Source organism: Methylobacterium nodulans ORS 2060 (genome assembly GCF_000022085.1).
Lineage (GTDB): Bacteria > Pseudomonadota > Alphaproteobacteria > Rhizobiales > Beijerinckiaceae > Methylobacterium > Methylobacterium nodulans.
In genome coordinates, this window is the sequence record NC_011894.1 from 7,712,161 (window position 1) to 7,734,474 (window position 22,314).

A 22,314-nucleotide genomic window follows, 5' to 3' on the forward strand; every position below is an offset into this window, starting at 1 on the left:
TGGACAGGCCAGTCAGCCACACCTACCTTCTACCCAGTCGCAAATCAGTGCTGGCTGACCTAGCTATTCAACTTTCCAGGACAACAAATGACACGCAATCGCGTGCGGCGGTCGTTCACCGTCGAGGTCAAGTCACGTGGCCGACCCGGTTCGAACCTTCACGAGGCCACGAACTCGTCTTCACCACCGCCTTCGGTTCTCTGGGCAGGCACGGATCTGAGCCGGGGACTGGCTCGACTAGCCGAGGCCCCCGCAACGATCGCCGACCCCGCGCCCGCTGAGAAGCCGGTCGAGAAGGTTGAGGCGCGCCGCATCCTGCCCAGCCTCCTGGTTGCCGAGCCGGTCGTCGTCGAGCCCGAGCCCACCCCTGCGCGTGAACCGCGTCTTCCCCGGGTGCGTCGCGTGCCGGAGCGCAAGAAGGCCAAGCCGAAGCTAGAGGCGGTCGAGACGCCGATGAGTTCGGCGCCCCCTCGCGCACCGGTTCCTGCGACGAAGGTCAGTGCCCGGGCAGCAGCACTGGTTGCGGTACAAGCCGTAGTGCCAGTTCCTGAGCAGCGCGCTGTGAAGGCGCGCAACAAAGTGGAACCGACGCTGAAGGCGGGCGAACGCTGGAAGCGGCGCCTGCCTCGCGTCTGCTGGTAGGAACTTCTCCCGGAGGCTCAGCCAGGGCCTCCGGGTAGGCAGTCTACCTTGTTAGGCCCTCACCGAGATTGGGCTCCGCACGCTCAACCGATGCAGGTCGGGTTGACCGTGAGGACGGCGCGCCCGGAGGGAGGCGATCGTGCCGCCCCAACCTACTTCCGACCATAGTTTCTCGGCATGACCTTCTCTCGGCACACGCGACAGGCAGGAGAGGCGACATGACGGAGCGGCTCATCATCACCATCACGTTGCAGCCCATCCGGAAGACCTTCATCGGGGACGAGAGCGAGATCGTCGACGCGGCCGAGTGGCACCTGCGCGACCTGCTCATGTCAGGACGTGCCGTAACCCTTGAGGTGGAAGCCGTCGACGCGGCGCTGTGCGAGCGCGTCCAGTCCTACTTTCGCGGCGTTGCCGACGAGATGCGCGGCCTCGCGGCGCTGCGCTGACGGCCAAACACAAAGACTATTGCCCTGAGTGCACGATCCACTTCTGTGTTGTTCTCCGAGAAATCCGACACCGTCACACTCTGAGGCGCCGTCCGCGGCTCCAACGGAATTCGTTGTACGACTTCCGCCTGATCGCCCGAGCGAGGATCTCATGAGGCCGACGCCCTGGGCTTGTTCAGCCTCATTACGAGGCGCGGGCTACTCGGCGGTGCTCTTCGCCTTGCGCGGGCGTCCGCCGCGACCCGACTTCGTCTCCTCGACGGGAGCCGTGATCACCGGATCAGGGGCCGCAGTCCTCGCGGCGGCAGCCTTCCGACGTCCCTGTCCGAGGCCGATGCTCTTGGCCAACTCGGAGCGCTGGGCGGCGTAGTTGGCGGCCACCATCGGGTAGTCGGGCGGCAGGCCCTACTGCTTCCGGGACTCGTCAGGGGTAACCCTTGCTCCTTTTGCCTCTGTGCGAGGCAGGAGAAAAATGAGGATAATTCCTCCTGCCTTATGTGCGGAAGAACACAAGATCCCCAGAGTCCGTCCGACAATCCCTTCTGAATACTAATAAATACTTCTTAAGACTAAATTGTTTGTAAGGCACGAAGCAGGCTCTCGTAGGGCATCTTCCGGCCTTGCGCCGTAGCTAAGGGATGAGCTTGTAACGACGATAGCGGCACGGCGCCGCTCGTGAACTCGCAGTATCCCTGTGAGGGCGCCCAGCGTATCTCGCAATGAACCCTCGCGAGGCACCATTGGCGGGCGGGGCGGCTGTGCTCCGGCTCGCAACGCTCGGCCTGCCTTTCTGCTCCTCCGCTGATGTACGTCGCGCAATATCGCAATATTCGTCCTGGCGCTCAGGGGCCTGTCATCGACCGGAAGCTCTGCTCCAGGATCGCCTTCGTCTCCTCCGGCGACAGCCACCCATCGGGCTTCTCGTCCCTGGCGACCTTGAGGTCCGTGATCAGCGTGCGAACGATCTCTGGCCCCATGTCGCCGAACCGGGTCTGGTAGTCCTTCAGCACCTCGACGAGCACCGTCAGGATCTCGGGGTCGGGCTCTTGGTTCGCCATCTCGGTCACTACCTCGTTCGCTCCGCGACGAATTTAGCCCATATTCGGCCGGTTAGAATGGGAGCTTCAGGCCCGGCGGTGCTTTGGGCCCGGGCACGATGGTGATCCCAGCGTAACGCTCCCAGCCGTTCCCCTTCTCCAGGGCGGCATGCTGATCGGCCGTGACGACGCACGTCACGCTGCTCTGAAGGGCTGCGCGAACATCTTCCTGGGTCCTTGCCTCCAATAGCGTCTCGTGGAGCGACTTACGCGTCCCGAGATCGGCTCCAGGGCGGGCGTGGCCGTCCGTCAGGCACGCAGAGGGAGTTCGAGGTGAAGGTGCAGCGGTCCACCCAGGACATCCCGCTGGCGTCGTGACTGGTGCTTCGCCGTTCGCCGAACATCTCGGCAAGCCCCGCGTCGTTCGACGAGGCACCAGTCACGCCCTCCTATCGGCCAAGCATCAGGAGGCGGCTGTCGGCGGGGATGACGCCGAAAGCGGAGACGGTGTTCGCGAACCCGGCACGTCACGGGCGGCAGGCGGATCCCAGGATCGACACCTACACGCCCGGGACTGGCTGTCGCCCTTGGTACGTCCCATCGCTCGGCGTACATGTAGGAGATGGAACACCGACCATGCTGACACGACCGAGGACGGACAGGGACAAGCAAACCGTGGCAGGCCGCAGGTCGACGGCGGAGTTCCCGCCCGAGGCGATCGAGCGGCTCCGTCTGGCTATTCGGCGGCGCCTCGTCGCCCGGGGTGTGCCCGAGGTCGAGATGGAAGCGCGGATTGACGAGGTCATGACCGCCGACACCGACCTCCGGACGGACAGCGACTACATCCTGAACGGCAAGGACTGACCCTTGACGGCTGATCTCGGACCTCTCCTCGCCGAGCACCTCGACCACTACCTCAGATTAGAAAAGCAGCTTTCAACCGATCCGGAGTATGTTCGCGGCGCGGCGCGGAGGGGCAAGCGCCAACTGAAGGCGCTGAAGACCGAGCGCGACATCGACGCGTTGATGGTGGAGGCCGGGATCGACCTGTACGAAGAGTTGATCGCCCTCGCGAACGACATCCTTGCGGGGCGCGGCGAGACGTGAACTCGCCTACACCATAGGTGAAGAAGCCGGTTGCTTGCGCGGCCGACCCCGACCCCGCAGGGTGCCGTTCCGCGCCTTCTCCTCACGATCTGCCGCGCGCTTTTTCTCCTGCCGCACGCGGTTCTCCACCCTCTTGTCCTCGCGGCGCTCCTCCAGCGTGCGCGTGTCGACGGGGCGCTCGTGCCCCGGAGTCGCGGTTGTCGGACGCACGATGTCAAGCAGACCCGCTTCGACGGCGGGGACGATGGTGACGTCCTTGGTGATGCCGCTCTCGATCAGCTTGGTCCGCAGCGCCTCGGCTTGATCCTGGCTGTAGGCGTAGGCGTCGTAGGCGCCCGCGTAGGCGGGATCGCGGATCACCCCCCGCATCAGGGTTCACGCATCACGTTGGGCCTGGCTGTTGATTGAGGAATGTGCTGGCCGTTCTCGGTTCGGTGCAACCGGGGACGAGCAGCATGATCCAGGGTTTGGCAGCGTGCTTTACCGGGCTGGAGGATCCCCGCGAGACGAGCCGGTGCGATCACCATCTCATTGACATCCTCGTGATCGCGATCTGGGCGGTGATCGCTTGCGCCGAGAGTTAGGAGGACATCGCGCTCTATGGGCGGAGCAAGCAGGCATGGCTGGCGACCTTTCTGGCTCTGCCGAACGGCATCCCCTCACACGACACCTTCCGGCGGGTGTTCATCAGGGTTCACGCATGAGGCCTGCTGTCAGCTGAGCAGTTTGGCCTTCGCTTGACATACTGGCCGCCCAGCGTCGTGAATTACTCGGCAAAGTCCTCGGTCTGGTGCGCCGGTTCTCGTGGCGTGCCAGCCTACACTGTCGCTGGTACCCTCGTGGCGGTCCTGTCAGCTCTCATGCGTGAACCCTGGGCGCGCCCGCATGACAATCGATGCGGGGGCCACGACGCGGTTCCGACCTGCTTAGTCTCGGCCCATTTTCGGCGATTGCTCAGCGGAGAGGGCGGTCACGGCGAACATCCGATACCTGCTGGCGAAAGGTGGATACGGCCACGACATTGGGTGCTTGGCGCAGCGATCGTCTCCGGAGTCGAGATCTTTTCCTAACTTGACTACACTAACGGCACACGACCACGCTATAGCGGAAACAGCTTTGCTTCGCGCACAAACTTTCCGATGCGAGAAGAATAGATAGAGATCGCGGTCAACAAATTGACCGCGATCTGCTCACATCAAAATCAGCAGCCTATCTGCGGCTGTAAGCGAGTGCAGCCCGCCTGGTGCCCGAGCGCTCGTTCACGTTCGAGATCTCGACCTCGTCGCGCCGGATCGTATCCCGTACCGTCTCCACACGCTTCGTGCGCTCCCGGCGGACCACCACCTCTTCTCGCACCTTGACCCCCTTGGCCACGAGCGGCACCTCAGAGGTCTCAACCATCTCGACGGTGAACTCGGTCAGCGCTTCTCCGGTTGCCGCATCGGTGACGGGCTTGCGCCGCTCAACCACGACCTTCTCGTCGTAGAGGGTCACCTGCTGCTCGGTCGGGACCTCGACGACATAGCGGCGAACTGTGGTCGTGCCACTGTTGACCGTGTGCTTGCCCACGATCAGCGTCTCTTCCGCGAGCGGGATCACCTCCTCGTCGTGGCTGGACTGCTGGATCCTGGATGCCGCGGCATTGCCGGGCCGCGCCACGGACCGACCCGACGGCACGCCCCACATCCCAAACATCACATCGAAGAAGAGCGAGCCTGTGCTCAGCGGTGCGGTTGCGGCACGCTGAACCGTCTCCGCAGCGCTCTGGGCCACCTTGCGGGTGCTCTCAGCGGCGACTTCAGTTGTTCGTACCACCTCGTCCGCCGTTCTCCGGGCGGCCTCGCGGGTCTTCCGCTCGCGCTCTTCGGCTTCGTTCTGCTCGGCGAGGAGCTTTTCGGCCTGCTCACGCTCGTGCCTTTGCTCGGCCCGCCGCTGCTCAGCCTCTGCGCGCTGTGCTTCTTCGACTTCGGCCTTCCCGTCCTCGATCTTCGCGACGATGGCCTGTGCCTCTTCGTCACTCACCGCCTTCAGCACTGCCGGGAGCAGATCCTTGCGCTCATCACGCACACTCTGCTGGAAGACCTTCCGCAGCTCGGCAAGCTTCGGGGCAAACTCCTCACTGCTCTTCGGCATCTGCTCAAGCTCAGCCAGCAGCTTGCGGGTTTGGTTGTTGTCATCGAGCGCAGCGGTGACGAGATCTTTGGTTTCCTTGTGCTTTCGGAGGACCGGGAACAGGTGCTCCTCTTCCAATTTGGCCAGGAGCTCCAGCTCGGACTTGAGGTCTTCCAAGAGGCGCTCGCGCGTCTTCACCGCGTTGTTCGAGGTGCCAGCGAGTGCCGTCAAAAGCTCGTTCGCTTTCGTTGGGCTGGTCTGAATCAATTGCCTGATGGTGGTCATGGTTGCCTCATGCAACTTGGAGGGGCGCCAACGCAAACCTAAGAGGGTGATGGTCCTGCGCCGACCGGTGTCGATTTGAGGTCTATGAGAGGCTGATGGCAGGAATCATCATTGGTCCCCGGTCACCACATGAAGGGCGGCCGATGCGCCCGCCCCTCTGGTTTGTTGCCATGCCTCAAAGTGCCGTGCTGCGGTGCTGCGCGCCTCAGCGAACGAGCGTGGAGCTCTGCTGCGCCACGCCGGAGAAGGTCTTGCCGGCCTCCTCAACGGCCCGAACTGAGATCTCTGTGACCGCCTTGCTGTCCTGAACCATCTGCTGCAGCCCTTCACGGACCAGCTCGCTCTGAATCGCGGTGAACTCCTGGAGCGACTTGGCACGGGTCAGCCGGTTCAGGCCATCGAGATTATGCTGGAATTGCTTCTGGGCCAGACCGAACCAGCCGCGCGACACGTCCTGGAACGCCTGGGTCAGCACCAGGCCGCAGCGGCTGATCGCTTCGAGGTTCTGCTTGGATTGGCGCGCCAAGCGCACGCTGTCTTCACCGGAGAAGCCCAGCGTCTTCGTGAACCGATCTGCGGCCTCGCGGGCTTGCTGTGAAGCGGTCTCGACGCTCTTCTGCACGAACTGCTTGGTGTTCTCCGTCGCCTGCTCACGCACATTGGTGATCGTGGTGAGGCCCTCGCGAGCTGCATCGGCAAACTGCCTACCCTGCTCAGCAGTTCCGTTGATGGTGGCCGCCTCGGTGTTCCGAGCAGTCTGGCCGTTCTGCTTGTCCTGAGAATTATTCTGATCTAACGCCATTAAGGCTTGCCTCCAGGAGTTTCTTGGACATGCGCCAAAGCTCAGTGGATTTGTGGGTGTACTTAGCTTCTGCGTCCCGGCAAGTCCGCGGGATTGCCGCACCGCACCAAGATTGTGCTGCGACGCGTCCCTTCAACCCCTAACCACCGACTTTGATCCAATTAAATTCTGACGCATTTTGTCAAATCTCATGGCCAAGGAGTGGGAGCGCAACCACCGGCCCGAGGGCTTCGAGATGCAGTTCTGGCTCGTGGCCGAGCGGGAACTCAAGGCCGAGCGTGACAGGACGCAGGCGCAGGTGAGTGCCGGTGAGGCCGACGCCGCACACCAACCGCCGGCATTGGTATGGAGCCTACGGCTCGACTACGATCACGTTACTCCATCCGTGTCGCCAGCACCTTGTCGACACGCTGGCCGTCCATGTCGACGACTTCCAGCCGCCAGCCGTCCGCCACGACGCTGTCTCCCACTGCCGGGATGCGGCCGAGCTGGAAGATGATGAAGCCGGCCAGCGTGTTGAAGTCGGCCGCCTCCGGCTCCTCCGTGATGCCGAGGCGCTCGAACGCCTCCTTGGTCGGCATCATGCCGTCCATGAGCAACGAGCCATCTTCCCGCTCGACCACGGTAGGCTCTTCCCCGAGTTCCGGGATATCGCCGGCGATAGCCTCCAGGAGGTCCGTCAGCGTGACGATGCCCTCCAGACTGCCATACTCGTCGACCACGATGGCCATCTGAACCGGCTTGCGCTGGAAGGTCTCCAGCACGGCCAGCACCGACATCGCCTCGTGCACCACGATCGGTGGCCGCGCGGCGGCGGCGACGTCGAGGGGATTGCCGTCGAGGAGCTGGTCGAGCAGGTCCTGCTTGCGTACGACGCCGACAACGTCATCGACAGTGCCCCCGCTGACCACGATCTGGGCGTGGTTGCAGGCCCGTACCGCCCTCAGGATCCGCTCTTGATCATCCTCGAGATCGATCCACTCGATCTCAGGCCGAGGCGTCATGATCTCTCGAATACGGCGCTCGCTTAAGCCGAAAATCCGCTCCACTGCCTCCTGCTGCGCGGCTCGGATAAGCCCTGCCTCGCGGCTCGCCTCGACCAGGAGGTTCAACTCGGCCGTTGAGTGCCGGGCCCCCTCGCCGTGGCCCGACCGCAGGCCAAACAGGCGCAGCACGCTGTTGCCGAGCCCATTCAGGAACAGGATGGCGGGCCGGAAGACAACCAGGAACAGCCTGAGCGGCCGAATCACCGCAAGGGCCGTGCGCTCGCTGCGCTGAAGGGCGAGGCTCTTCGGGGCGAGTTCGCCCAGCACGATATGAAGGGCTGTGATGATGAAGAAGGCAACCACCACTGCGATCGTGTGTGCCGCCGCGGTGGAGAGGATGCCCGGCAGCCAGGCGAGGGTGGGCTCGATCAGGTGCGCGAGCGGCGGCTCGCCGATCCAGCCGAGCGCCAGGGACGAAATGGTAATGCCGAGCTGGGTCGCGGCGAGATAGGCATCGAGATGGTCGATCGCCCGAAGTAGGGCCCGCGCGTTCGTCCGCCCCTCGTTGACGAGTTCGGCGACCCGGCTCCTGCGGACCGCAACGAGGGCGAACTCGGCTGCCACGAAGAAGCCGTTGGCGAGCACCAGGGCGATGACGGCCAGGAGGCCTAAGCCGGTTGTCCAACCGTCGTCCGAAATCGTCGTCTCCCGGGTTTGCGCGTCGTGGACGCTGTCTAGCCCCTGGCGGGGTTGTCGGCCTAATCCTGGTGATCGGCATCATCCCCGCGGTCTTGGGACGGATCTGACATTGGCTACCTGCTGCGCATCGAAACACGGCCCTTCGGCGTTCCTGAGCCCGACACACCTCACGCAGCCCAGGAAATCGCATGACGTCGAGCAGACCCGCCTGATGGTGTTCCTCGATCAGGTGGGCGGCTGGGCCGATGCCGCGGGTCGGCGGCTTCCAGTCGATCGCAACGGCGCGGCGCACGATCCAAGGTTTGCGACAGGCCCCGGCGCGGTCGTGGAGCGGATCGTCGGTCATCCGTCCTGAGTGTCAGCCGGAGCTGGCGGGTGCGTTCACACGCGATAATTGCCGAGCCATGCGTCCGCGTCAGTTCAGGATGGGTAATGCCTCTGGAGAACCACCTCGGAGCTGGTTCAACAAGGCTGGCTTGACCATTCAAAGCGAACCGGAGATCAGTGCACCATCCATAGCGAACCGATGGTGCGCCCGGTGTTCGTCTGCGCCTACCTCCGTGCCTCCACCGATGAGCAGGACGCCCAGCGCGCCCGCGACCAGTTCCACGCCTTCGCCAGTGAGCGGGCGCTGATCGGCGTGGAGCCGTTCTACTGGGACCTGAACGACGAGATGCGCGCCTGGACGAAGCGCTTCCAGGCGAAGGGAGGCAAACTGCCGAGCATGGTCCATGCCGGGACCTACGGGGCGGTCCTGCACTACCTGAACGCCGTGCAGGCCGCCGGAACGAAGGAAGCCACCGCAGTGATGGCCAAGATGCGCGAGATGCCCGTGAACGACTTCTACACCAAGAACGCCAGGGTGCGACCGGACGGCCTCGTCGCCCGCGACTACTATCTGATCCAGGTCAGAGACCCGAAGGACGCCCGCTATCCCTACGACCTCTACGACGTGCTCGGCACGATCCCGGCTCCCGAGACGACACGCCCGCTCGAGCAGAGCGAGTGCCCGCTGGTGAAGAAGTCATGACCGCGACGTCGGGAGAAGGCGGTGGCTGGGGCGGAACGGGCCCGAACCGCGCAGAGATCATACGGTCTGGTTTCTCCACTCCGGCCGATTCGCCCCATGTCCCTTCCTTTCCGTTCTCGTACCGGAACGCAGAGATCCTGACGCTCGCGTACCGGACCTCACCGGACGCGATCGCCCGTCTTTTGCCCGAGCCGCTGGAGCCGACTGGGGACGTCGTCCTGATCCACATCTACAAGCTGAACGACACTGATTGGCTTGGGCCCTACACCGAGGCGAATATCATGGTGGGGGCGCGCCTTCCCGGCGGGGCGGAGGGGGCGTATTCGCCGTGGCTATTCTTGTCCTCGTCGTCAGGCGTGTCGCAGGGCCGCGAGGTCCATGGGCAGCCCAAGAAGGACGCCAAGGTTCAGCTGCGGCCCAAGACTGATGCTTGGGTCGGCCGCGTGCGCCGGAACGGCATCGACGTTGTGACCGGCACAATGGCGTACAAGCAACGGCGGTGCGGTCCCGAGTCGCTCAAGCGCTATATGGATTTCGGGCTCAATCTCAACCTGAAGGTCATCGACCATATCGACGGGCGGCCCGCCATCCGACAGATCACGGCGCGGCGCTTTGCCGACCTCACGATCCACGAAAGCTGGGAAGGCCCCTGCACGGTCGAGCTCCGGCCCAACGTGCAGGCCCCGGTTTATCGGCTCCCGGTGCTGGAGATGCTGGACGGCTTCTATTGGCGCGCCGACTTCACGCTGGTTCCCGGCGTGATCCTGCTCGACTACCTGGCTACGCCGCCAGCCGCAGGTAGCTCGGCGTGAAGGTGCGAGGGATCCGCTCGGCCCTTGATCACCCTCGTTTCAAACCTCGTGGCCATGCCCGGATGCGGGAGTACCGATCCGGTGGAGCTGATAGGCAATAATCGCGCATTTTCGATTTTGAGAAATCGTATCTATGAGATAACCTCGACCGCCACGAGCGAAAGTGAGAGCGAACTCACGAGCTTACGGTTAAGGGTGGAACGCCGATGTTCTTGCGTCAGTTCAAGTACCTTCTCGCCGTAGTGGACGAGGAGCATTTCGGAAGGGCGGCCGAGCGCTGCAACGTTACGCAGCCGAGTCTATCGGTGGGCATAAAGCAGCTTGAACTCGAGATCGGCGTGCCGATCTTCCTGCGTGGGCGCGGCCAGCGATTTCATGGGCTTACGCCCGAGGGCGAGAGGGTCGTCAAATGGGCCCGCAACGTCGTCGGCCACTGCGAAGCGATGCGCGATGAGATCGCCGAGATGCGCGGAAACCTGTCGGGGCGCTTGCGGATGGGTGCCATGCCGTCGATGTCGCCGGTCCTTCCGGTCCTGCTTCAACTCGTGCGTAAGCAGCACCCGAATGTCGTCATGGATGTCCGATTCCTCGGCAACGATGCGATGAAGACAGGGCTCAACAACTTCTCCCTCGATGCCGCGCTCACGTATCTCGATACGGCCGAGCTCGGGCGCCGCAACTCACTGAAGATCTATACTGAAAAGCTCTGCGTGCTTGTTCCAGACACGGAGGAATTTCGGAATCGTGCAAGCATCACCTGGCGTGAAGTTGCAGACCTGCCTCTCGCGATGCTCCGTCCAGCAATCCATGAGCGCCGTTTCGTCGATACGATCTTCGACAAGGTAGGCCGCCATCCACGGCCGCAAGTCGAGTCTGAGTCGATTATGCACCTGATGTTTCAGGTTCAGTTCGGCGGCCTTTGTACAATTATACCTGAACACTTCACACGAATGCCTGGCCTGCACCGGGGCACGAAAGCGCTGCAGGTTGTGGAGCCTGTGGTGAGCCAAGACGTTGGCCTGTTCTGGGCAGAAGGCGAGCTGATGACCCCGATCGCAAGTATTCTTGTCTCAGCTGTCAAGGACCTGAACAAGCGGGGAGGTCTCGACCTTACTTTGAATGAACCTCGGACCGAGTCTCCCAGCTCTTGGCCGACAAGCCCACCGAACGAGTTGCCGTTCTCCATCGATCTTAGGAATTCCCGCAGGCCGCGACCTGTCAAAGCTTAGCGAAGACTCGTACCGCCGTGCCTATAAAATGACTTTCTGGATCCAGGGCTGATTGGTAAGGGAGCGCAGGCGTTCGGGCATCAGCGCCTTCCAAGCGTCACAGCAGGCTTTGATGATGGCGTCGTAGCCGTCGAGCACCCGATGCGTGTAGCGCGCCGCCTTCTCCCGCATGCAAACCGACCAGGAGGGCCATCAGCGGCCGCGGAGCCGTTGAGGCCGTCCTTAGGGCCGAAGCTTGACGGCCGTCTAGCCCCGTCCACCCGTCGGGCCACGGCACGCCATCACGGTTGAGGATGTCACGATGCGCTATTACCTTACCGCCGGGCTTGCCTGTGTCGCCCTTGCTACCGCTGTTTCAGCCGTTGCCGCGCAGGCACCAGCGGTGCCCGGTTCCGCGCCAGGAGGTGCCGCAGCCACACCGGAGACCGCAACCCCGAAGCCGAAGCGGAAGCCCGATCCCAAGCGGAAGGGCCCGCCTCAAGCGGTAACGGTTATCAACGCCAGCGCAAACACGGCGACAAGTGTCGTCATCTCGGCTGAGAATAAGACCGCCACGCTTTCAAAGCCGCTTGCATCCAAAGGACGGGCGACCGTGAGACTGCCGAAGCTGAAGGGCTGTACGGTTTCTGTAGTGGCGACCTTCGAAGACGGCGGCAAAAGCGAGGCAGACACCTTCGACATCTGCAAAGAAAAGTTGATCCGCTTCACGGATTGAGCCCTCCTGGCGTCTTGATCGAAGGATTGGGCCTCCTGATCTTTGATCGGCGCCGCACACCGCCGCCGGGAGCTGATGGTCCCGGGCGCATCGCAGACCACCGCGGGCGCTCGGGGTTCTCACGGCCTCCAGTCCGGCCACGGCACATCCCGCCCGACCACGCGGTAGCTCGCCGTCAGCGGCGACATGAGCCCAGTGTTGGCGTGGATGCGGGCGTAGTGGGCCAGGATGTCCATCATCGCGTCGGGCTTGCGGGCATCGCAGACCGAGCAGACGACGCGGCGCGGCATCGCCGGGAGCGGTGTGCCGAGCGGGAACCGGTTCGTCGCGATGATCGCGCCGTGGCGGCAGCCGGGCGCGGTGCAGCGGACGGAGGCCGTTTCGCCCTCGGCGGGGACGGTGGGCGAGCGGGTCACTTCCGGGCCCGAGCTGCGAGCTCGCGCGCGCGAAACCTCCTTCCCGCCGCCCCCGAAGGTCGGCACCCAGCCGGTGACCAACATCCGCAACGTGGCCTCGCCCTACTGGCGCCCGTGGCTCAAGCCGGAGTTCCGCTGCCTCGTGCCGGTCTCCTCCTTCAGCGAGTACGCCGACACCAAGCCGCGCAAGACGCCGGTCTGGTTCGCGCTCTCGCAGGAGCGGCCGCTGTTCGCGTTTGCGGGGATCTGGCGGCCCTGGACGGGCTTGCGCGGACCCAAGCGGAACGACCCGATCGAGGAGGAGCATCGGCTGTATGCCTTCCTCACGACCGAGGCGAACGGAGTGGTTGGGCCGGTGCACCCGAAGGCCATGCCGGTGCTGCTCACGAGCGAGGAGGAGTGGCGCACTTGGCTCGAGGCGCCGGCCGATGAAGCGCTTCAGCTGCAGCGTCCCCTGCCGGACGATCGGATGATGGAGGTGGCGCGCGGCGAGCGACGGGACGGCATGTGAGTGACAGCCCCGATGTCTCCCCCGGAGCGCTGTTCGCCGCCGCCGATCGCGCCGAACTCCTCCTGTGGTCCTGCGTTGGCCCGGGAGAATGGAGATCACGATGCGACTCTCTCAGGCGGCTGCCGTGGTGGTCACCGTGATGCTTGCCGCCACCGCGGCCCAGGCTCAGGACCAACCCGATCAGACCGGCACGGGGTGGCCCGCTCTCAACCCAGCGCGCCCCCAATACGTCAGCGGTGGGCCGGACGATGCCGCCGAGCCGGGACGCGAGCCCCGCCACGACGGGCACCATCGAGCGCCGCACACCGCAGCAGCGCCGGAACGACGAGATTTCGAAGGGGATCTGCATCGGCTGCAATTGATGGTGCGCGTCAGCCCTTCAGGCGCTTGTTGCACTCCGAGTAGTAGCCGCCGCCCTTGACGATCCAGGGCATCCCACCGTTGCCCGAGCCGCCCGCGGCCTTATTGGCGTTGTACTGATCCAGGCAGGTCTTCTGCCGGGCCTTGCCGGCGGGCTCGTTCGCGTACTTGGGCGAGATCGCGGTGGGGAACACCGCTCCGGAAGGCGCCACTGCGGCCGGCTTCTGCGCCGGAGCCAGTGCAGGCTTCCCGGGAGCGGCAGGAGCCGGCTTCGCGGCCGAGCCTGGGGCAAAGGGGTTCGGGGTAGGCGATGTGCGCCCGCCGGGAGCTGTCGTTTGGGCCAGGGCCGGGCCGGCGAGGAGAGCGACGACGGGAAGGGTCAACGTGATCAGGCGCATGGCTGCGGGCCTCGATGAGCACCTGAAGCCTATACAGCATGAGATGAACGATAGACAAAGAAGGCCCCGCCGCCGGCTTCTGCCGGGCGGACGAGGCCATCTCCACGTCGGTCTCTGTTGATCCGGGTCGTTGCCCGGCCGCCTCGGGTTCTGCCTCCCAGCCCCGAAGTCATGAAGGCAGAATGCAGGGCAATCTTGAACCGTCAGCTAAGAAGCGCGGTGAACGTCCGGGCAAGGAACCTTGACGAAGCCTTGCCTCCGGCGGCTACTTTGAGGCGGCAGCCTTGCGAGGACGCCCGCGTCCCTTCTTCGGCTCGACGGGCGCGCTCACCTTCGCGTCGGCAGCAGCGCGCTTCTCCGCAGCGGCCTTCCGGCGCGATTGCCCGAGACCCAGGCTCTTGGCGAGTTCGGAGCGCTGGGCCGCGTAGTTCGGTGCCACCATGGGGTAATCACGCGGCAGGCCCCACTTCTCGCGGTACTGCTCGGGCGTGAGACCGCGCCCTGAGAGATGCCGCTTGAGCGACTTGTAAGGTTTGCCGTCCTCCAGGCTGATGATGTGGTCGGGCGTGACGGACTTCTTGATCGGCACGGGCGGCGTGAGCTTCACCGGCTCCGGCTCAGCAGGTTTTCCGAGGCTCCCCAGGCTCTGGTAGACGCCTTGGATCAGTGCCGGCAGCTCGGCGGGTGGGACGTTGTTGTTCGAGACGTAGGCCGAGACGATATCGCTGACCAGCTCGATGTGCCTGGAGGCGGCCTCTTCACTCATGGAAACTTCCTAAGTTAGAAAAGGCTACCAAGTTGAAGCCTGTCTTTCAGGCTGTCAACTTGATGCCTTAATCAAAGACAGGAAAAGGCGCGATTTGCGCCCTGGCTTCAGGACGGAAGCCATAGAGCGTCACTGGGAAGCCACCTAGCACCGCCAAGTGCGGCCTTCAGGTGACTATCGCTCCTACGCCCTCGCATCCGGATAACCTCTGCGCTGTCGGATTTCCGGCATCAGGCAGGCTGACAGTGTGTTGACACACACCGCACCCAATAGAAAATCCGACATCTCCGCCGGAGATTCACAATTTTTCCGTCGGATTTCCGGCATCCAGCGCCAGATTTTCCGACCGACGGTCGGAAAATATACTTTCGGCTTAGGCCATATGACTTGCTTGTATGGAATCATACATTTGGATCTAAGAGTCCGTTGGGAAAGGGCCATTCCGTAGTGATTGATGCAAGAAGCCTCGTTATTGAGGCGAAAAACATGGCGGCTGCCGAGATGTGAAGCAGCGTATCGTAGTCCAGCTTAAGGCGGCGCGACATCGTGAGGGCACCGATGCTTTGCTCAATCCGCCACCGTTTCGGCAGAAGCACAAAGCCCTTCGCGAATTGCGGTCGAAGGACCACTTCCACGAAGCGATTCAGACCAGCTTGAACCGCTTCAATGAAACGGCTCTTGTAGCCACCGTCTACCACCACGGTTTTGATCCAAGGATACAAACGAAACATCCGCTTCACCAGCGGGACACCGCCATCCTGATCCTGAACGTCAGCAGGAGTGACCATCACAGCAAGCAAGCGCCCGCCGCTGTCGACCGCCAGATGACGCTTGCGGCCCATCACGTTCTTGCCGGCATCGTACCCCCGCTCGCCTTGTGGCGCATCACACTTCACCGATTGCGCATCGACGATCGCAAGAGTCGGGCTGGCGTCTCGTCCAGACTTCTCGCGATCCCTCATCACGAGGTGATGATTGATCCGCTCCAACTGCCCACTATCGGTCAACACGCGCCAATCATCGTAACAGATGCTGGCAGGCGGCAGATCCTTCGGCATCGCGTCCCACGGGATCCCGTACCGTTGCACGTAACGGATGCCGTTCATGATCTCGTGAAGTTCATAGATCCGTGGCCGCCCCACCCCCTTCGCAACGGGAAGCAGCGGCTCCAATTCCAGCCACTCGTCATTCGTCATATCACTGGGATATCGCTGATCGCGGCGGTCGTACCGCGACCTATTTGCATCGGTCCAGACCACGGAAGAGCCATTAATCCATTCGAGGCGGGCGGACATCATCTATCACCCCATCGTTTCTCTGCGCCACCCTTTCCCAGCAGACTCTAAGGCGGGGCGCCATCTGCCATGCCGGGCGATGGCGCCCCTGACCACTCGCGTACCGAGGATACGCTTATGGCTATGTCTGAGCCTAATCTCTCTGTGTTCGATGTGAAGCAGCTCGCGGAGCTGTGTGACGTCCTGTCGACCCTCAAGGATGTCCTGCTCGCGATCGAATGCCAGCCACGCTGTGAAACCAGCACGCTTGGCTGCTTCGTCGAGGACGAGGGCACGCGCTACGGACTGCTACGCGACCGCGTCGCCGACGAGCTCTCGTCCCGCTGGGCGTCGGCCGATGAGGAGGATCGCCATCACATCCTGGCGGTTCGGGTGCTGGACGATCTCGCCTGCGGGGGCCGGATCAGCGACGCAGAGCTGATGACGCAGCTCGTGCAGACATGGGGCCGGCGGGAAGCGGTTTCGGCCTGACGACGTTCAGGGAAGCAGGGGCGGGCCCTCAGGCCCCGCCCCCTTCACAAGAGCATGGCAGAGAGGCGCCAGCGGCATTTCCGGTCCGGCGGCTGGGTACTGGGTAAGTAGCCCCGGGGGTCCGAAAGCCGCCTAGCGGGCGCGCAATGGCCAAGAAACAGCTATCTCGGCGGCAAGACGTCCCGATAGGCTTACTTTGCCCGGCGCGGACAGCGGCACCGCTGGTTGCCCACAGGCTCTGCCGCGATAGGTTGCCGCAGTGTGGTCCTGCTAGGAATGGCGATTGTTGGCGGTGCGACTGCTGTCTGTCTTATTGCACTCACTGGTGATCACCCCCCACCGGGGTTGTTCTGGTAGCGTCCCCGGACGAGGTGTAATGCGCTCGCCTACGTGCCGCGCATTCAGCAGACCATGGTGGCCGCTGGCCTGCGCCACGCCTTTCAGCAGCCCGATCAGGACGCTGCCCCGCCGCCATCCCCCGCTGGCTCTCGTCCATGTGCCCGCGACGCAGGTTCAGGCTGACGACGCAGGCGACCGGGGCGGCGGCGGGATCTCCCGGCCGTTCTCGTCGTAGGCCCGGCGCGGGTTGCGGCGCGGCATATCAGTAGCCCCTATCCAAGGCTGTGCGCCCTTGATCCGTGATGCGCAGATCAAGGGTCCCCAGGCGGTACTCCACCCAGCCCTGCGCGACCGCATTGGACGCCAGCACTGCGATGTCGCCGAGACCGCGTGATCGAAGCTCTGCGAGCGGCACCCACTCGCCGGCCTGCGAAAGGATCACCAGCAGTGCTCGTTCACGTGGGTGCATGCCGGCCTCGCCAGCATGGTCGCGGTCCTCACCGCCTCCAGGCGATCTAGCGCCCAAACTCCCAGACGGGGATGCCCTGGTAGCGCACCGGCTGTCATGCGCGCCCGCTACGGATATGAGCCGGGGCGAGGCTTTTCCTCGCGAGGAGCTGCGGGATGGCCGACATCGAGAGGTTCATGCCGGCCTCGCCAGCAGGATTGCCGTCCGCACCGCTAGGCGCCGCGTCGCTTCACTCAACCCCTCATCCGCCACAGCGTTTTTGGTCAGCCGGTTGGCCTCGGCGGCAGCGTGAATGTCCAGGCTGATGCCCTTCGCGATCTTTCGGACGCCCGGTGATGGGTCTGCGAGGTAAGCGAGGACTGCGGCGTCGATCTGGTCGTCGGTTACGAGCTTCCGGCACATCAGGCCGCGGATGGTTTGATCCTCTGCCATGTTGATGATGTCGGGCCGTGGGCTTGCAAGGGGATGGCAGCGGGCCGGGCACCCGTATCCCGTACCCGGCCCGCTGGTGGCGCTGTGAGTGGATCACTGGCCCTGACAGGAGAGCGGGCAGCGCCACGGCCTCTGCGTGGCGCAGACCGCGCCGGCCGTCTCTCACTCAGGTTGAGCGGAGCGGCAAAGCGCGGCGCTCACGGGCTTGTCAGGGGCGGGATCTCCCGGCCGTTCTCGTCGTAGATATAGCGAGGCATGGCTTAGAACGGGTTCGGAATGTTCTGCGACGGCGGCGGACGCTGCCGCTGCGGCTCAGTTTCCTCAGTTTCTCTGCGTGGCTTGTCCGTCAGCCGCGTCGTGATCCGCTCCGGCTCGCATCGGATCTCTGACGTCCTTGCTTGCTCTGCACAGCGCTCAGGGAGAGCCGCGTGAGCAGTCTGATTGCCCTCAAATAATGTGAGCAAGAGCATGCCAGCAATCGCAGCGGCAGTTCCGAAGCCGCGAATGCTGTGATCATTAAGCTTCACCGCACCACCGATCTAAACGAGCATCGCCGCCTTAACGAGTATTGGCTGCTAAAGTTCAAATGAGCCTTAGCTGTCATGCGCGCCTGCTACGGCTGCGAGCTGGGGCAGGGCTTTCGACCACGAGAAGCTGCAGGATGGCCAGCACCGAGAGCTTCGACATCGTCGCCGAGTTCGACGTGCTCCTCTTCGAGGCCGGCAGCGTGTGGGACGTGCGGGACCGGGACGCGAACTGGGAGCTGGCCGCCTCCTTCGTGGTCGAGCAGCAAGCCCGGGCCTGCACCGAGGAGCTGAACGGCCTCGAGGGCCGGGAGCGGTTCAAGGTGGTGAAGCGGGGGACCTGCTGAGGCCCCCGGAACCGTTCCGAGGAACTGTGATTGACACAGAGTACAATACCTCACAGCGACTGTCGCCGGCCGAGCTTTCCCACCCGAGCCGGCGCCTTTGTGCCGGAGGCGTAGAGGCCCCCAGTGAACGTACGGGTTGCGCGAGGGGGAACTGCCGGCAACGAGCGGCGATTGACCTGCAGGGTTGCGATCTTTCCATCGCACCCTTGCGCATACCTTGAGTGCCGGCCGGGCCTTACCACCCGCGCCGGCGTCTCTTTGCGCGGGAAGGGAACCGCGGGCTCTGCCTGACAACGGCTAGCCGGGAACACGGCCCGGGGTCGCGCGATTGACCTGCAACGCAGCACACATCCTTCGCCGCCGGCCGGGCCTCCCGAGCCGGCCTCTTTTTGCCCGGCAGGAGCGGGCCGAGCCCTCTGGGACGCCTCCCCCCGGAAGGCCCCCTTAAGCCCCGCCCGCAGCCCGCCGCCAGGAGTGTGCGATGCAGCGAGCGCACAAAGTCTAGCACAGTCTAGCTGCCGGCCCTGAAGTCTAGTAGCACGACCTGTGCGGGGCCATCCGCGGTCAGCTCCTCGCATTTGGTCACGGTGGGGTCGTGCCACGCCGCTCTCCCCTCGCTCTCCGCAAACACAGCCGCCAGCTTGCGGGCCGCCGTTTCATCCTCGGCCCTTACGACAAAGCCCGTCACCACGGGGGCAGAAGCGCGAAGCGCATCGTTATCAATGAGCGTCAACAGCCAAAGCTTCATTGCGTGCTCCAGGTCTTTTGTGTCCACCGTCTCCACCGAACCCATCAGGCGCTTGTGGCGGGTTCCCGGCGATAGACCCCAATTATCGGCGGCGAATGAGACCTCCGGAACATTGTCCCGAGGCCCTTATTCCCGTTGACATGACAGACGAGCTTCACCAGCGCTTGCGCACCACAATGACTGAGAAGCCGCTCACTGCGCAGCAGGTCGCGCAGATGATGGGGATCCATCGGCGCACGCTGAGCCGCCGGCTGAAGTCCGAAGGCACGAGCTTCATACAGGTCGCCGACGAGACGCGGCTTAGCATTGCGAAGCAGTTGTTGGCCGACACCGACATGAGTATGGCGCAGATCTCGACCACGCTGGAGTTCTCGGAGCCGGCCGCCTTCACGCACGCCTTCCGGCGCTGGACCGGCACGACACCGAGCGCGTGGCGGAAGGAACACCGGCGTCGCCATGTGGCGCGGAACGTCCAGACGGCGCTCGGCTAGCAAAGTTTAGAGCGCTGCGCCGGTAGGCGTGGTTGCCTGACGCTAGTTGGGACAAGTCCACCTCAGCCCGCCCGGTCCTACCGCGGCGGGCTCTTCTCGTCCCATACCGCGCCTTATGCGAATGGGCCTCTGTCGTCGTGCGTGCGAGGCCATGCCCCGCCTTCCCCCTAAATGGGTGATGCGGGCAGGCGAGGAGATGTGCTCCTTTCAGACCGTCGCATCGAGACTTTCGCCCGCCCGGTCCTGCTGTGGCGGGCTTTTCTCGTTCCATACACGCCATTACGCGTCCGGCATGGCCTCGCGCGAGGGGCGATCCAGTGAGGCAAAAGGAAAGGCCGCCTTGCGGAGCGGCCTGAAGGTAGGGTGATAAAATCCCAGAAGGAGATGCTCCGCCGCGATGCCATCACAGTGGGGCATCTGCATTGTGCCATGCTGCGGTTGCGCCACTTGATCCGATGAGACTCGGTTATCGCCGTAGCCCATCCGGTCCTGCCGTGGCGGGCTCTTCTCGTTCCATACTTGCGCTTATGCGAATGGGCCGGCGTCACGCGCGCGAGGGGCAATCCAGAAGGCAAAAGGAAAAGCCGCCCTTGCGGAGCGGCTCGAAGTCTCGGGAGGAGATCCCGATGAGGCATGTCCCGCTGCGGTGTGCGATGCGGCGGGGGCATCTGCGTTGTGCCATGCTGCGAGATGCGCCGCTTGATCCGATGAGACTCGGTCATCGCCGTAGCCCGCCCGGTCCTGCCGTGGCGGGCTCTTTCCTCGGTTCGCGCGCGTGCACGCGATGAGCATGCGCAATGCGCAGGGAGGGCTTCGGTGATTTAGCCTTTGAGCCCGCCGGAATTCTTATGACTGCCTCTTCAAGGCAGCGAACGTGCCCAAGAGCGGCAGCTGGCGCCGGCCCCGATTGGCCGCCGCGCTGCTGTCCCGACTTCCGGAACTCCGTTGGGTCGCCTGCGCCACTTCGAAACTAGAGTCGGCTGGTCCTCCTCGCACTTCTTCCGCTGGCTGTAAGCCACTCTTTACGCCGTACATGACCGACGGCTGAGCCGTTGTTAAAAGTGATCGGCTTATGGCGAAACTTGAGGCTGGAGAACCAACTGCTTGGAATCGGGTATTTTGGTGATATAGAAATCAAGCCAGTTCCTGATCCAGAGAAATCGTCTGGGGAAGTTCTTACATATATCTCTTGTTTGGTGCATTCGGATTGAAGCTTGAACGTACTGTGCTCTACCCATGTACCCTTACGTCGAGTTGTCGACTTGGCGACGATGGATCTAACATATGACTCTTGACTTTTACGGGCAAAATAAACATTGCTCGCCGCTTTGATCGCTTGCAGTTCATTCAAAGAATCAATATCTCGCGGATTATACGTCTCTAAGAAGCCATTGCACGTTCCTTCGATAGTGTAAACTAACCTGTCAAAAGCCAGAAAATAGTGTTTCGATGTCAGCGGTAGGCACAACATTAGTCCAGACGATGCAATTCCGAAATTGTCCTGCTTCATGCGCTGAGCATAGTATCTATTTACAAGCACGGCCGGGTCGTCGGATGTTAAAAAATCGGCATCTGACCTGTTAAGAATGATCACCGGCTTCAGATCTTCGAAAAATTTTTCACTATCCAGCATCATCTTCAAAGAACTTGCAAGAGCTTGTTCTTGATTCCAGACTTGAGCTTGAAGGCCGTCCTTGCCGCTTGGATCTATAAGATCAACGAACCCTTTCATGAATGATAATGACCGCAGCGCCGCGGCTTCAGTTCTAAAGAACTGAAGAACAGCGAAAGTTTTCAGTCCGAATGCAGTGCTTTCGTCGAAATTGCCTGCTAAGACATCGCGAATACAGCGACTGTAAATACCTTCTATGGTCTGCAGAGCTTTTTCCACGTTCAAATTTATACCATAGAAGTAAGTTTTCGAACACTGCCCTTTCACGGGAGCGTTGTAAATTACTTTATCGCGTATGATATTGAATAGATGAATAGCAGATCGATTCTCATCAACGCAGAATTGGGAGAGATGACAGCGTGGCACAAAATGCTGATTTTTGTTGCTTGGCAACGCAAAACCCTCGTCAGTGCCGTGTCTCAGCCGGCTCTAAGAATGAGCCGATCCCTTCCTCTGCAAGGGCGTTTCGGAAAGCTTCGTAGGCGCTCCTTTCGGTCGGGAACGTCTCATCCCACACCGTCGAGCCTCCCTCATGATCCACGACCTCAAGGGTCCAGGGGTCGTCCGTGCCGAGGAAGCGGAAGATCTTCACAATCACGGTGACGCCCGCCTGCGTCACGGGCCCGGACAGCGCCGAGTACTCGATCTCACGATCCTCGATCATCGGGCGTCTCCCTACCACGGCGAATCGATGCGCCAACGATAATCGTGGCAAGCGCAGCAGCGCCAGCGCCGTCCTGCAACGCCTTCTCCGGGTTGTCAGGCATCACGGCCAGCCACACGAAGGCGGTGGCGCCGCTGGTGATCCGGCCGGTCGTGCAGCATGTGACACCGCTGGCAGAACGCGGCGAGGTTGCTGGCCGCGTTGTTGCTCGTGTCGTGGTCCCGGTGCGCTGTCGCCAGCACTGCGCGCGTGACGCGGACCCGCCCGAGTAGGTCTTCCCGAACCATCCGGCCGCGCAGCCGGCGGCCTTGCCCGTCACGCCAAGCTTCGGCTTTTGCATCCCACCATCGGCCGTCGCCAAGGTGGAGGACGCGCTGCAGGTGCGGATGCCCGCAGCCCTCGCATCGCCCGCCCGCGCGTCGGAAGCGGATCACGGCCGAGAGCTGGGGCCAGTCAATGGGGTAGAACCCGCGGTGCTCGCGTCGGGTTGGCATACACAGGCTTAA

29 protein-coding genes and 3 pseudogenes are annotated in these 22,314 nt (G+C 63.1%); 15 read left to right on the plus strand and 17 right to left on the minus strand.

Going from position 1 to position 22,314, the window contains the following annotated elements; translation table 11 throughout:
• Positions 1–87 precede the first annotated feature (87 nt).
• Positions 88–642, plus strand: a complete 555-nt coding sequence (locus MNOD_RS44615) for a hypothetical protein (RefSeq protein ID WP_015933894.1) — start codon at positions 88–90, stop codon at positions 640–642.
• 218 nt (positions 643–860) lie between these two features.
• The gene (locus tag MNOD_RS35995) at positions 861–1,091 is read left to right on the plus strand and encodes a hypothetical protein (protein ID WP_015933895.1); all 231 of its coding nucleotides are present in this window, start codon (positions 861–863) and stop codon (positions 1,089–1,091) included.
• A 198-nt stretch (positions 1,092–1,289) separates the two neighbouring features.
• On the opposite strand, the pseudogene MNOD_RS50815 reads toward MNOD_RS35995, so the two are convergent.
• Positions 1,290–1,526: pseudogene (locus tag MNOD_RS50815) on the minus strand (MucR family transcriptional regulator); the annotation flags it as partial.
• A gap of 407 nt (positions 1,527–1,933) precedes the next feature.
• Entirely contained in the window at positions 1,934–2,149 is a 216-nt protein-coding gene (locus tag MNOD_RS36005) for a hypothetical protein (protein ID WP_015933897.1), read from the minus strand.
• Between the two features lie 654 nt (positions 2,150–2,803).
• Here MNOD_RS36005 and MNOD_RS36010 point away from each other — a divergent pair.
• Both MNOD_RS36010 and MNOD_RS36015 read left to right on the plus strand, forming a co-directional pair.
• Entirely contained in the window at positions 2,804–2,992 is a 189-nt protein-coding gene (locus MNOD_RS36010; protein ID WP_157091636.1) for a hypothetical protein, read from the plus strand.
• Positions 2,993–2,995: 3 nt separating this feature from the next.
• On the plus strand, positions 2,996–3,235 hold the full coding sequence (locus MNOD_RS36015) for a hypothetical protein (RefSeq protein WP_015933899.1): 240 nt from the start codon (positions 2,996–2,998) through the stop codon (positions 3,233–3,235).
• Positions 3,236–3,241: 6 nt separating this feature from the next.
• Here MNOD_RS36015 and MNOD_RS36020 read toward each other — a convergent pair whose 3' ends face one another.
• Entirely contained in the window at positions 3,242–3,595 is a 354-nt protein-coding gene (locus MNOD_RS36020) for a hypothetical protein (RefSeq protein ID WP_157091637.1), read from the minus strand.
• 95 nt (positions 3,596–3,690) lie between these two features.
• Between MNOD_RS36020 and MNOD_RS49620 the strand changes: the two are divergent.
• Positions 3,691–3,930 (plus strand): annotated as a pseudogene (locus MNOD_RS49620) (transposase family protein); the annotation flags it as partial.
• A 514-nt stretch (positions 3,931–4,444) separates the two neighbouring features.
• Here the strand turns inward: MNOD_RS49620 and MNOD_RS36025 are convergent.
• On the minus strand, positions 4,445–5,632 hold the full coding sequence (locus MNOD_RS36025; protein WP_015933901.1) for a YsnF/AvaK domain-containing protein: 1,188 nt from the start codon (positions 5,630–5,632) through the stop codon (positions 4,445–4,447).
• A gap of 205 nt (positions 5,633–5,837) precedes the next feature.
• Positions 5,838–6,434, minus strand: coding sequence for a phasin family protein (locus MNOD_RS36030; protein ID WP_015933902.1), 597 nt, complete (start codon positions 6,432–6,434; stop codon positions 5,838–5,840).
• 190 nt (positions 6,435–6,624) lie between these two features.
• On the opposite strand from MNOD_RS36030, the pseudogene MNOD_RS44625 reads away from it, so the two are divergent.
• A pseudogene (locus tag MNOD_RS44625) lies at positions 6,625–6,699 on the plus strand (DUF2934 domain-containing protein); the annotation flags it as partial.
• 109 nt (positions 6,700–6,808) lie between these two features.
• On the opposite strand, the gene MNOD_RS36035 reads toward MNOD_RS44625, so the two are convergent.
• On the minus strand, positions 6,809–8,119 hold the full coding sequence (locus MNOD_RS36035) for a hemolysin family protein (RefSeq protein ID WP_043750011.1): 1,311 nt from the start codon (positions 8,117–8,119) through the stop codon (positions 6,809–6,811).
• Between the two features lie 211 nt (positions 8,120–8,330).
• Between MNOD_RS36035 and MNOD_RS47440 the strand changes: the two genes are divergently transcribed.
• The 4 genes from MNOD_RS47440 (at position 8,331) to MNOD_RS36050 (ending at position 11,190) form a co-directional block, all read left to right on the plus strand.
• The gene (locus MNOD_RS47440; RefSeq protein WP_157091638.1) at positions 8,331–8,474 is read left to right on the plus strand and encodes a hypothetical protein; all 144 of its coding nucleotides are present in this window, start codon (positions 8,331–8,333) and stop codon (positions 8,472–8,474) included.
• Between the two features lie 171 nt (positions 8,475–8,645).
• A complete protein-coding gene (locus tag MNOD_RS36040; protein WP_050783469.1) occupies positions 8,646–9,149 on the plus strand; it encodes an ABC transporter substrate-binding protein in 504 nt (167 codons plus the stop codon).
• Positions 9,146–9,961, plus strand: coding sequence for an acetoacetate decarboxylase family protein (locus MNOD_RS36045; RefSeq protein WP_015933904.1), 816 nt, complete (start codon positions 9,146–9,148; stop codon positions 9,959–9,961). The genes MNOD_RS36040 and MNOD_RS36045 overlap by 4 nt, the downstream gene beginning before the upstream one ends.
• A 206-nt stretch (positions 9,962–10,167) precedes the next feature.
• Complete coding sequence (locus MNOD_RS36050; RefSeq protein ID WP_015933905.1) at positions 10,168–11,190, plus strand: LysR family transcriptional regulator; 1,023 nt, start codon at positions 10,168–10,170, stop codon at positions 11,188–11,190.
• 21 nt (positions 11,191–11,211) lie between these two features.
• Here MNOD_RS36050 and MNOD_RS47445 read toward each other — a convergent pair whose 3' ends face one another.
• A complete protein-coding gene (locus tag MNOD_RS47445; protein ID WP_015933906.1) occupies positions 11,212–11,361 on the minus strand; it encodes a hypothetical protein in 150 nt (49 codons plus the stop codon).
• 130 nt (positions 11,362–11,491) lie between these two features.
• Here MNOD_RS47445 and MNOD_RS47450 point away from each other — a divergent pair, with 130 nt between their 5' ends.
• Entirely contained in the window at positions 11,492–11,905 is a 414-nt protein-coding gene (locus tag MNOD_RS47450; RefSeq protein WP_015933907.1) for a hypothetical protein, read from the plus strand.
• A gap of 119 nt (positions 11,906–12,024) precedes the next feature.
• On the opposite strand, the gene MNOD_RS36060 is transcribed toward MNOD_RS47450, so the two are convergent.
• Positions 12,025–12,405 (minus strand): hypothetical protein, encoded by a 381-nt coding sequence (locus MNOD_RS36060; RefSeq protein ID WP_198157683.1) that lies wholly within the window; start codon positions 12,403–12,405, stop codon positions 12,025–12,027.
• On the opposite strand from MNOD_RS36060, the gene MNOD_RS36065 reads away from it, so the two are divergent.
• Positions 12,305–12,832 carry an SOS response-associated peptidase family protein gene (locus MNOD_RS36065; protein WP_425277489.1) on the plus strand — a complete coding sequence of 176 codons (528 nt, stop codon included), beginning with the start codon at positions 12,305–12,307 and terminating at the stop codon, positions 12,830–12,832. The genes MNOD_RS36060 and MNOD_RS36065 overlap by 101 nt on opposite strands.
• Positions 12,833–13,203: 371 nt before the next feature.
• Here the strand turns inward: MNOD_RS36065 and MNOD_RS36075 are convergent, their stop codons facing one another.
• The 3 genes from MNOD_RS36075 to MNOD_RS36085 all read right to left on the minus strand — a co-directional run bounded on the left by MNOD_RS36075 (position 13,204) and on the right by MNOD_RS36085 (position 15,651).
• Positions 13,204–13,590, minus strand: a complete 387-nt coding sequence (locus MNOD_RS36075; RefSeq protein ID WP_015933910.1) for a hypothetical protein — start codon at positions 13,588–13,590, stop codon at positions 13,204–13,206.
• A gap of 265 nt (positions 13,591–13,855) precedes the next feature.
• Complete coding sequence (locus MNOD_RS36080) at positions 13,856–14,356, minus strand: Ros/MucR family transcriptional regulator (RefSeq protein WP_015933911.1); 501 nt, start codon at positions 14,354–14,356, stop codon at positions 13,856–13,858.
• Positions 14,357–14,757: 401 nt separating this feature from the next.
• Positions 14,758–15,651, minus strand: coding sequence for an IS5 family transposase (locus tag MNOD_RS36085; protein WP_083786710.1), 894 nt, complete (start codon positions 15,649–15,651; stop codon positions 14,758–14,760).
• A gap of 117 nt (positions 15,652–15,768) precedes the next feature.
• Here MNOD_RS36085 and MNOD_RS36090 point away from each other — a divergent pair, with 117 nt between their 5' ends.
• Complete coding sequence (locus MNOD_RS36090) at positions 15,769–16,122, plus strand: hypothetical protein (RefSeq protein WP_015933913.1); 354 nt, start codon at positions 15,769–15,771, stop codon at positions 16,120–16,122.
• A gap of 601 nt (positions 16,123–16,723) precedes the next feature.
• On the opposite strand, the gene MNOD_RS36095 is transcribed toward MNOD_RS36090, so the two are convergent.
• Both MNOD_RS36095 and MNOD_RS36100 read right to left on the minus strand, forming a co-directional pair.
• Positions 16,724–16,903 (minus strand): hypothetical protein, encoded by a 180-nt coding sequence (locus MNOD_RS36095; RefSeq protein WP_043750023.1) that lies wholly within the window; start codon positions 16,901–16,903, stop codon positions 16,724–16,726.
• Between the two features lie 201 nt (positions 16,904–17,104).
• Complete coding sequence (locus MNOD_RS36100) at positions 17,105–17,362, minus strand: hypothetical protein (protein ID WP_015933915.1); 258 nt, start codon at positions 17,360–17,362, stop codon at positions 17,105–17,107.
• A 661-nt stretch (positions 17,363–18,023) separates the two neighbouring features.
• Between MNOD_RS36100 and MNOD_RS36105 the strand changes: the two genes are divergently transcribed.
• Positions 18,024–18,233 carry a hypothetical protein gene (locus MNOD_RS36105; RefSeq protein ID WP_015933916.1) on the plus strand — a complete coding sequence of 70 codons (210 nt, stop codon included), beginning with the start codon at positions 18,024–18,026 and terminating at the stop codon, positions 18,231–18,233.
• A gap of 511 nt (positions 18,234–18,744) precedes the next feature.
• On the opposite strand, the gene MNOD_RS36110 is transcribed toward MNOD_RS36105, so the two are convergent.
• The gene (locus tag MNOD_RS36110; protein WP_050783471.1) at positions 18,745–19,026 is read right to left on the minus strand and encodes a hypothetical protein; all 282 of its coding nucleotides are present in this window, start codon (positions 19,024–19,026) and stop codon (positions 18,745–18,747) included.
• 131 nt (positions 19,027–19,157) lie between these two features.
• On the opposite strand from MNOD_RS36110, the gene MNOD_RS36115 reads away from it, so the two are divergent.
• Positions 19,158–19,472 (plus strand): helix-turn-helix domain-containing protein, encoded by a 315-nt coding sequence (locus MNOD_RS36115; RefSeq protein ID WP_244424629.1) that lies wholly within the window; start codon positions 19,158–19,160, stop codon positions 19,470–19,472.
• A gap of 970 nt (positions 19,473–20,442) precedes the next feature.
• Here MNOD_RS36115 and MNOD_RS44630 read toward each other — a convergent pair.
• The 3 genes from MNOD_RS44630 to MNOD_RS49625 all read right to left on the minus strand — a co-directional run bounded on the left by MNOD_RS44630 (position 20,443) and on the right by MNOD_RS49625 (position 22,302).
• Positions 20,443–21,510 carry a DUF4238 domain-containing protein gene (locus MNOD_RS44630; RefSeq protein ID WP_244424837.1) on the minus strand — a complete coding sequence of 356 codons (1,068 nt, stop codon included), beginning with the start codon at positions 21,508–21,510 and terminating at the stop codon, positions 20,443–20,445.
• Positions 21,511–21,550: 40 nt separating this feature from the next.
• Positions 21,551–21,808 (minus strand): hypothetical protein, encoded by a 258-nt coding sequence (locus MNOD_RS36120; RefSeq protein ID WP_015933921.1) that lies wholly within the window; start codon positions 21,806–21,808, stop codon positions 21,551–21,553.
• A gap of 95 nt (positions 21,809–21,903) precedes the next feature.
• Entirely contained in the window at positions 21,904–22,302 is a 399-nt protein-coding gene (locus tag MNOD_RS49625; RefSeq protein WP_015933922.1) for a hypothetical protein, read from the minus strand.
• Positions 22,303–22,314 lie beyond the last annotated feature (12 nt).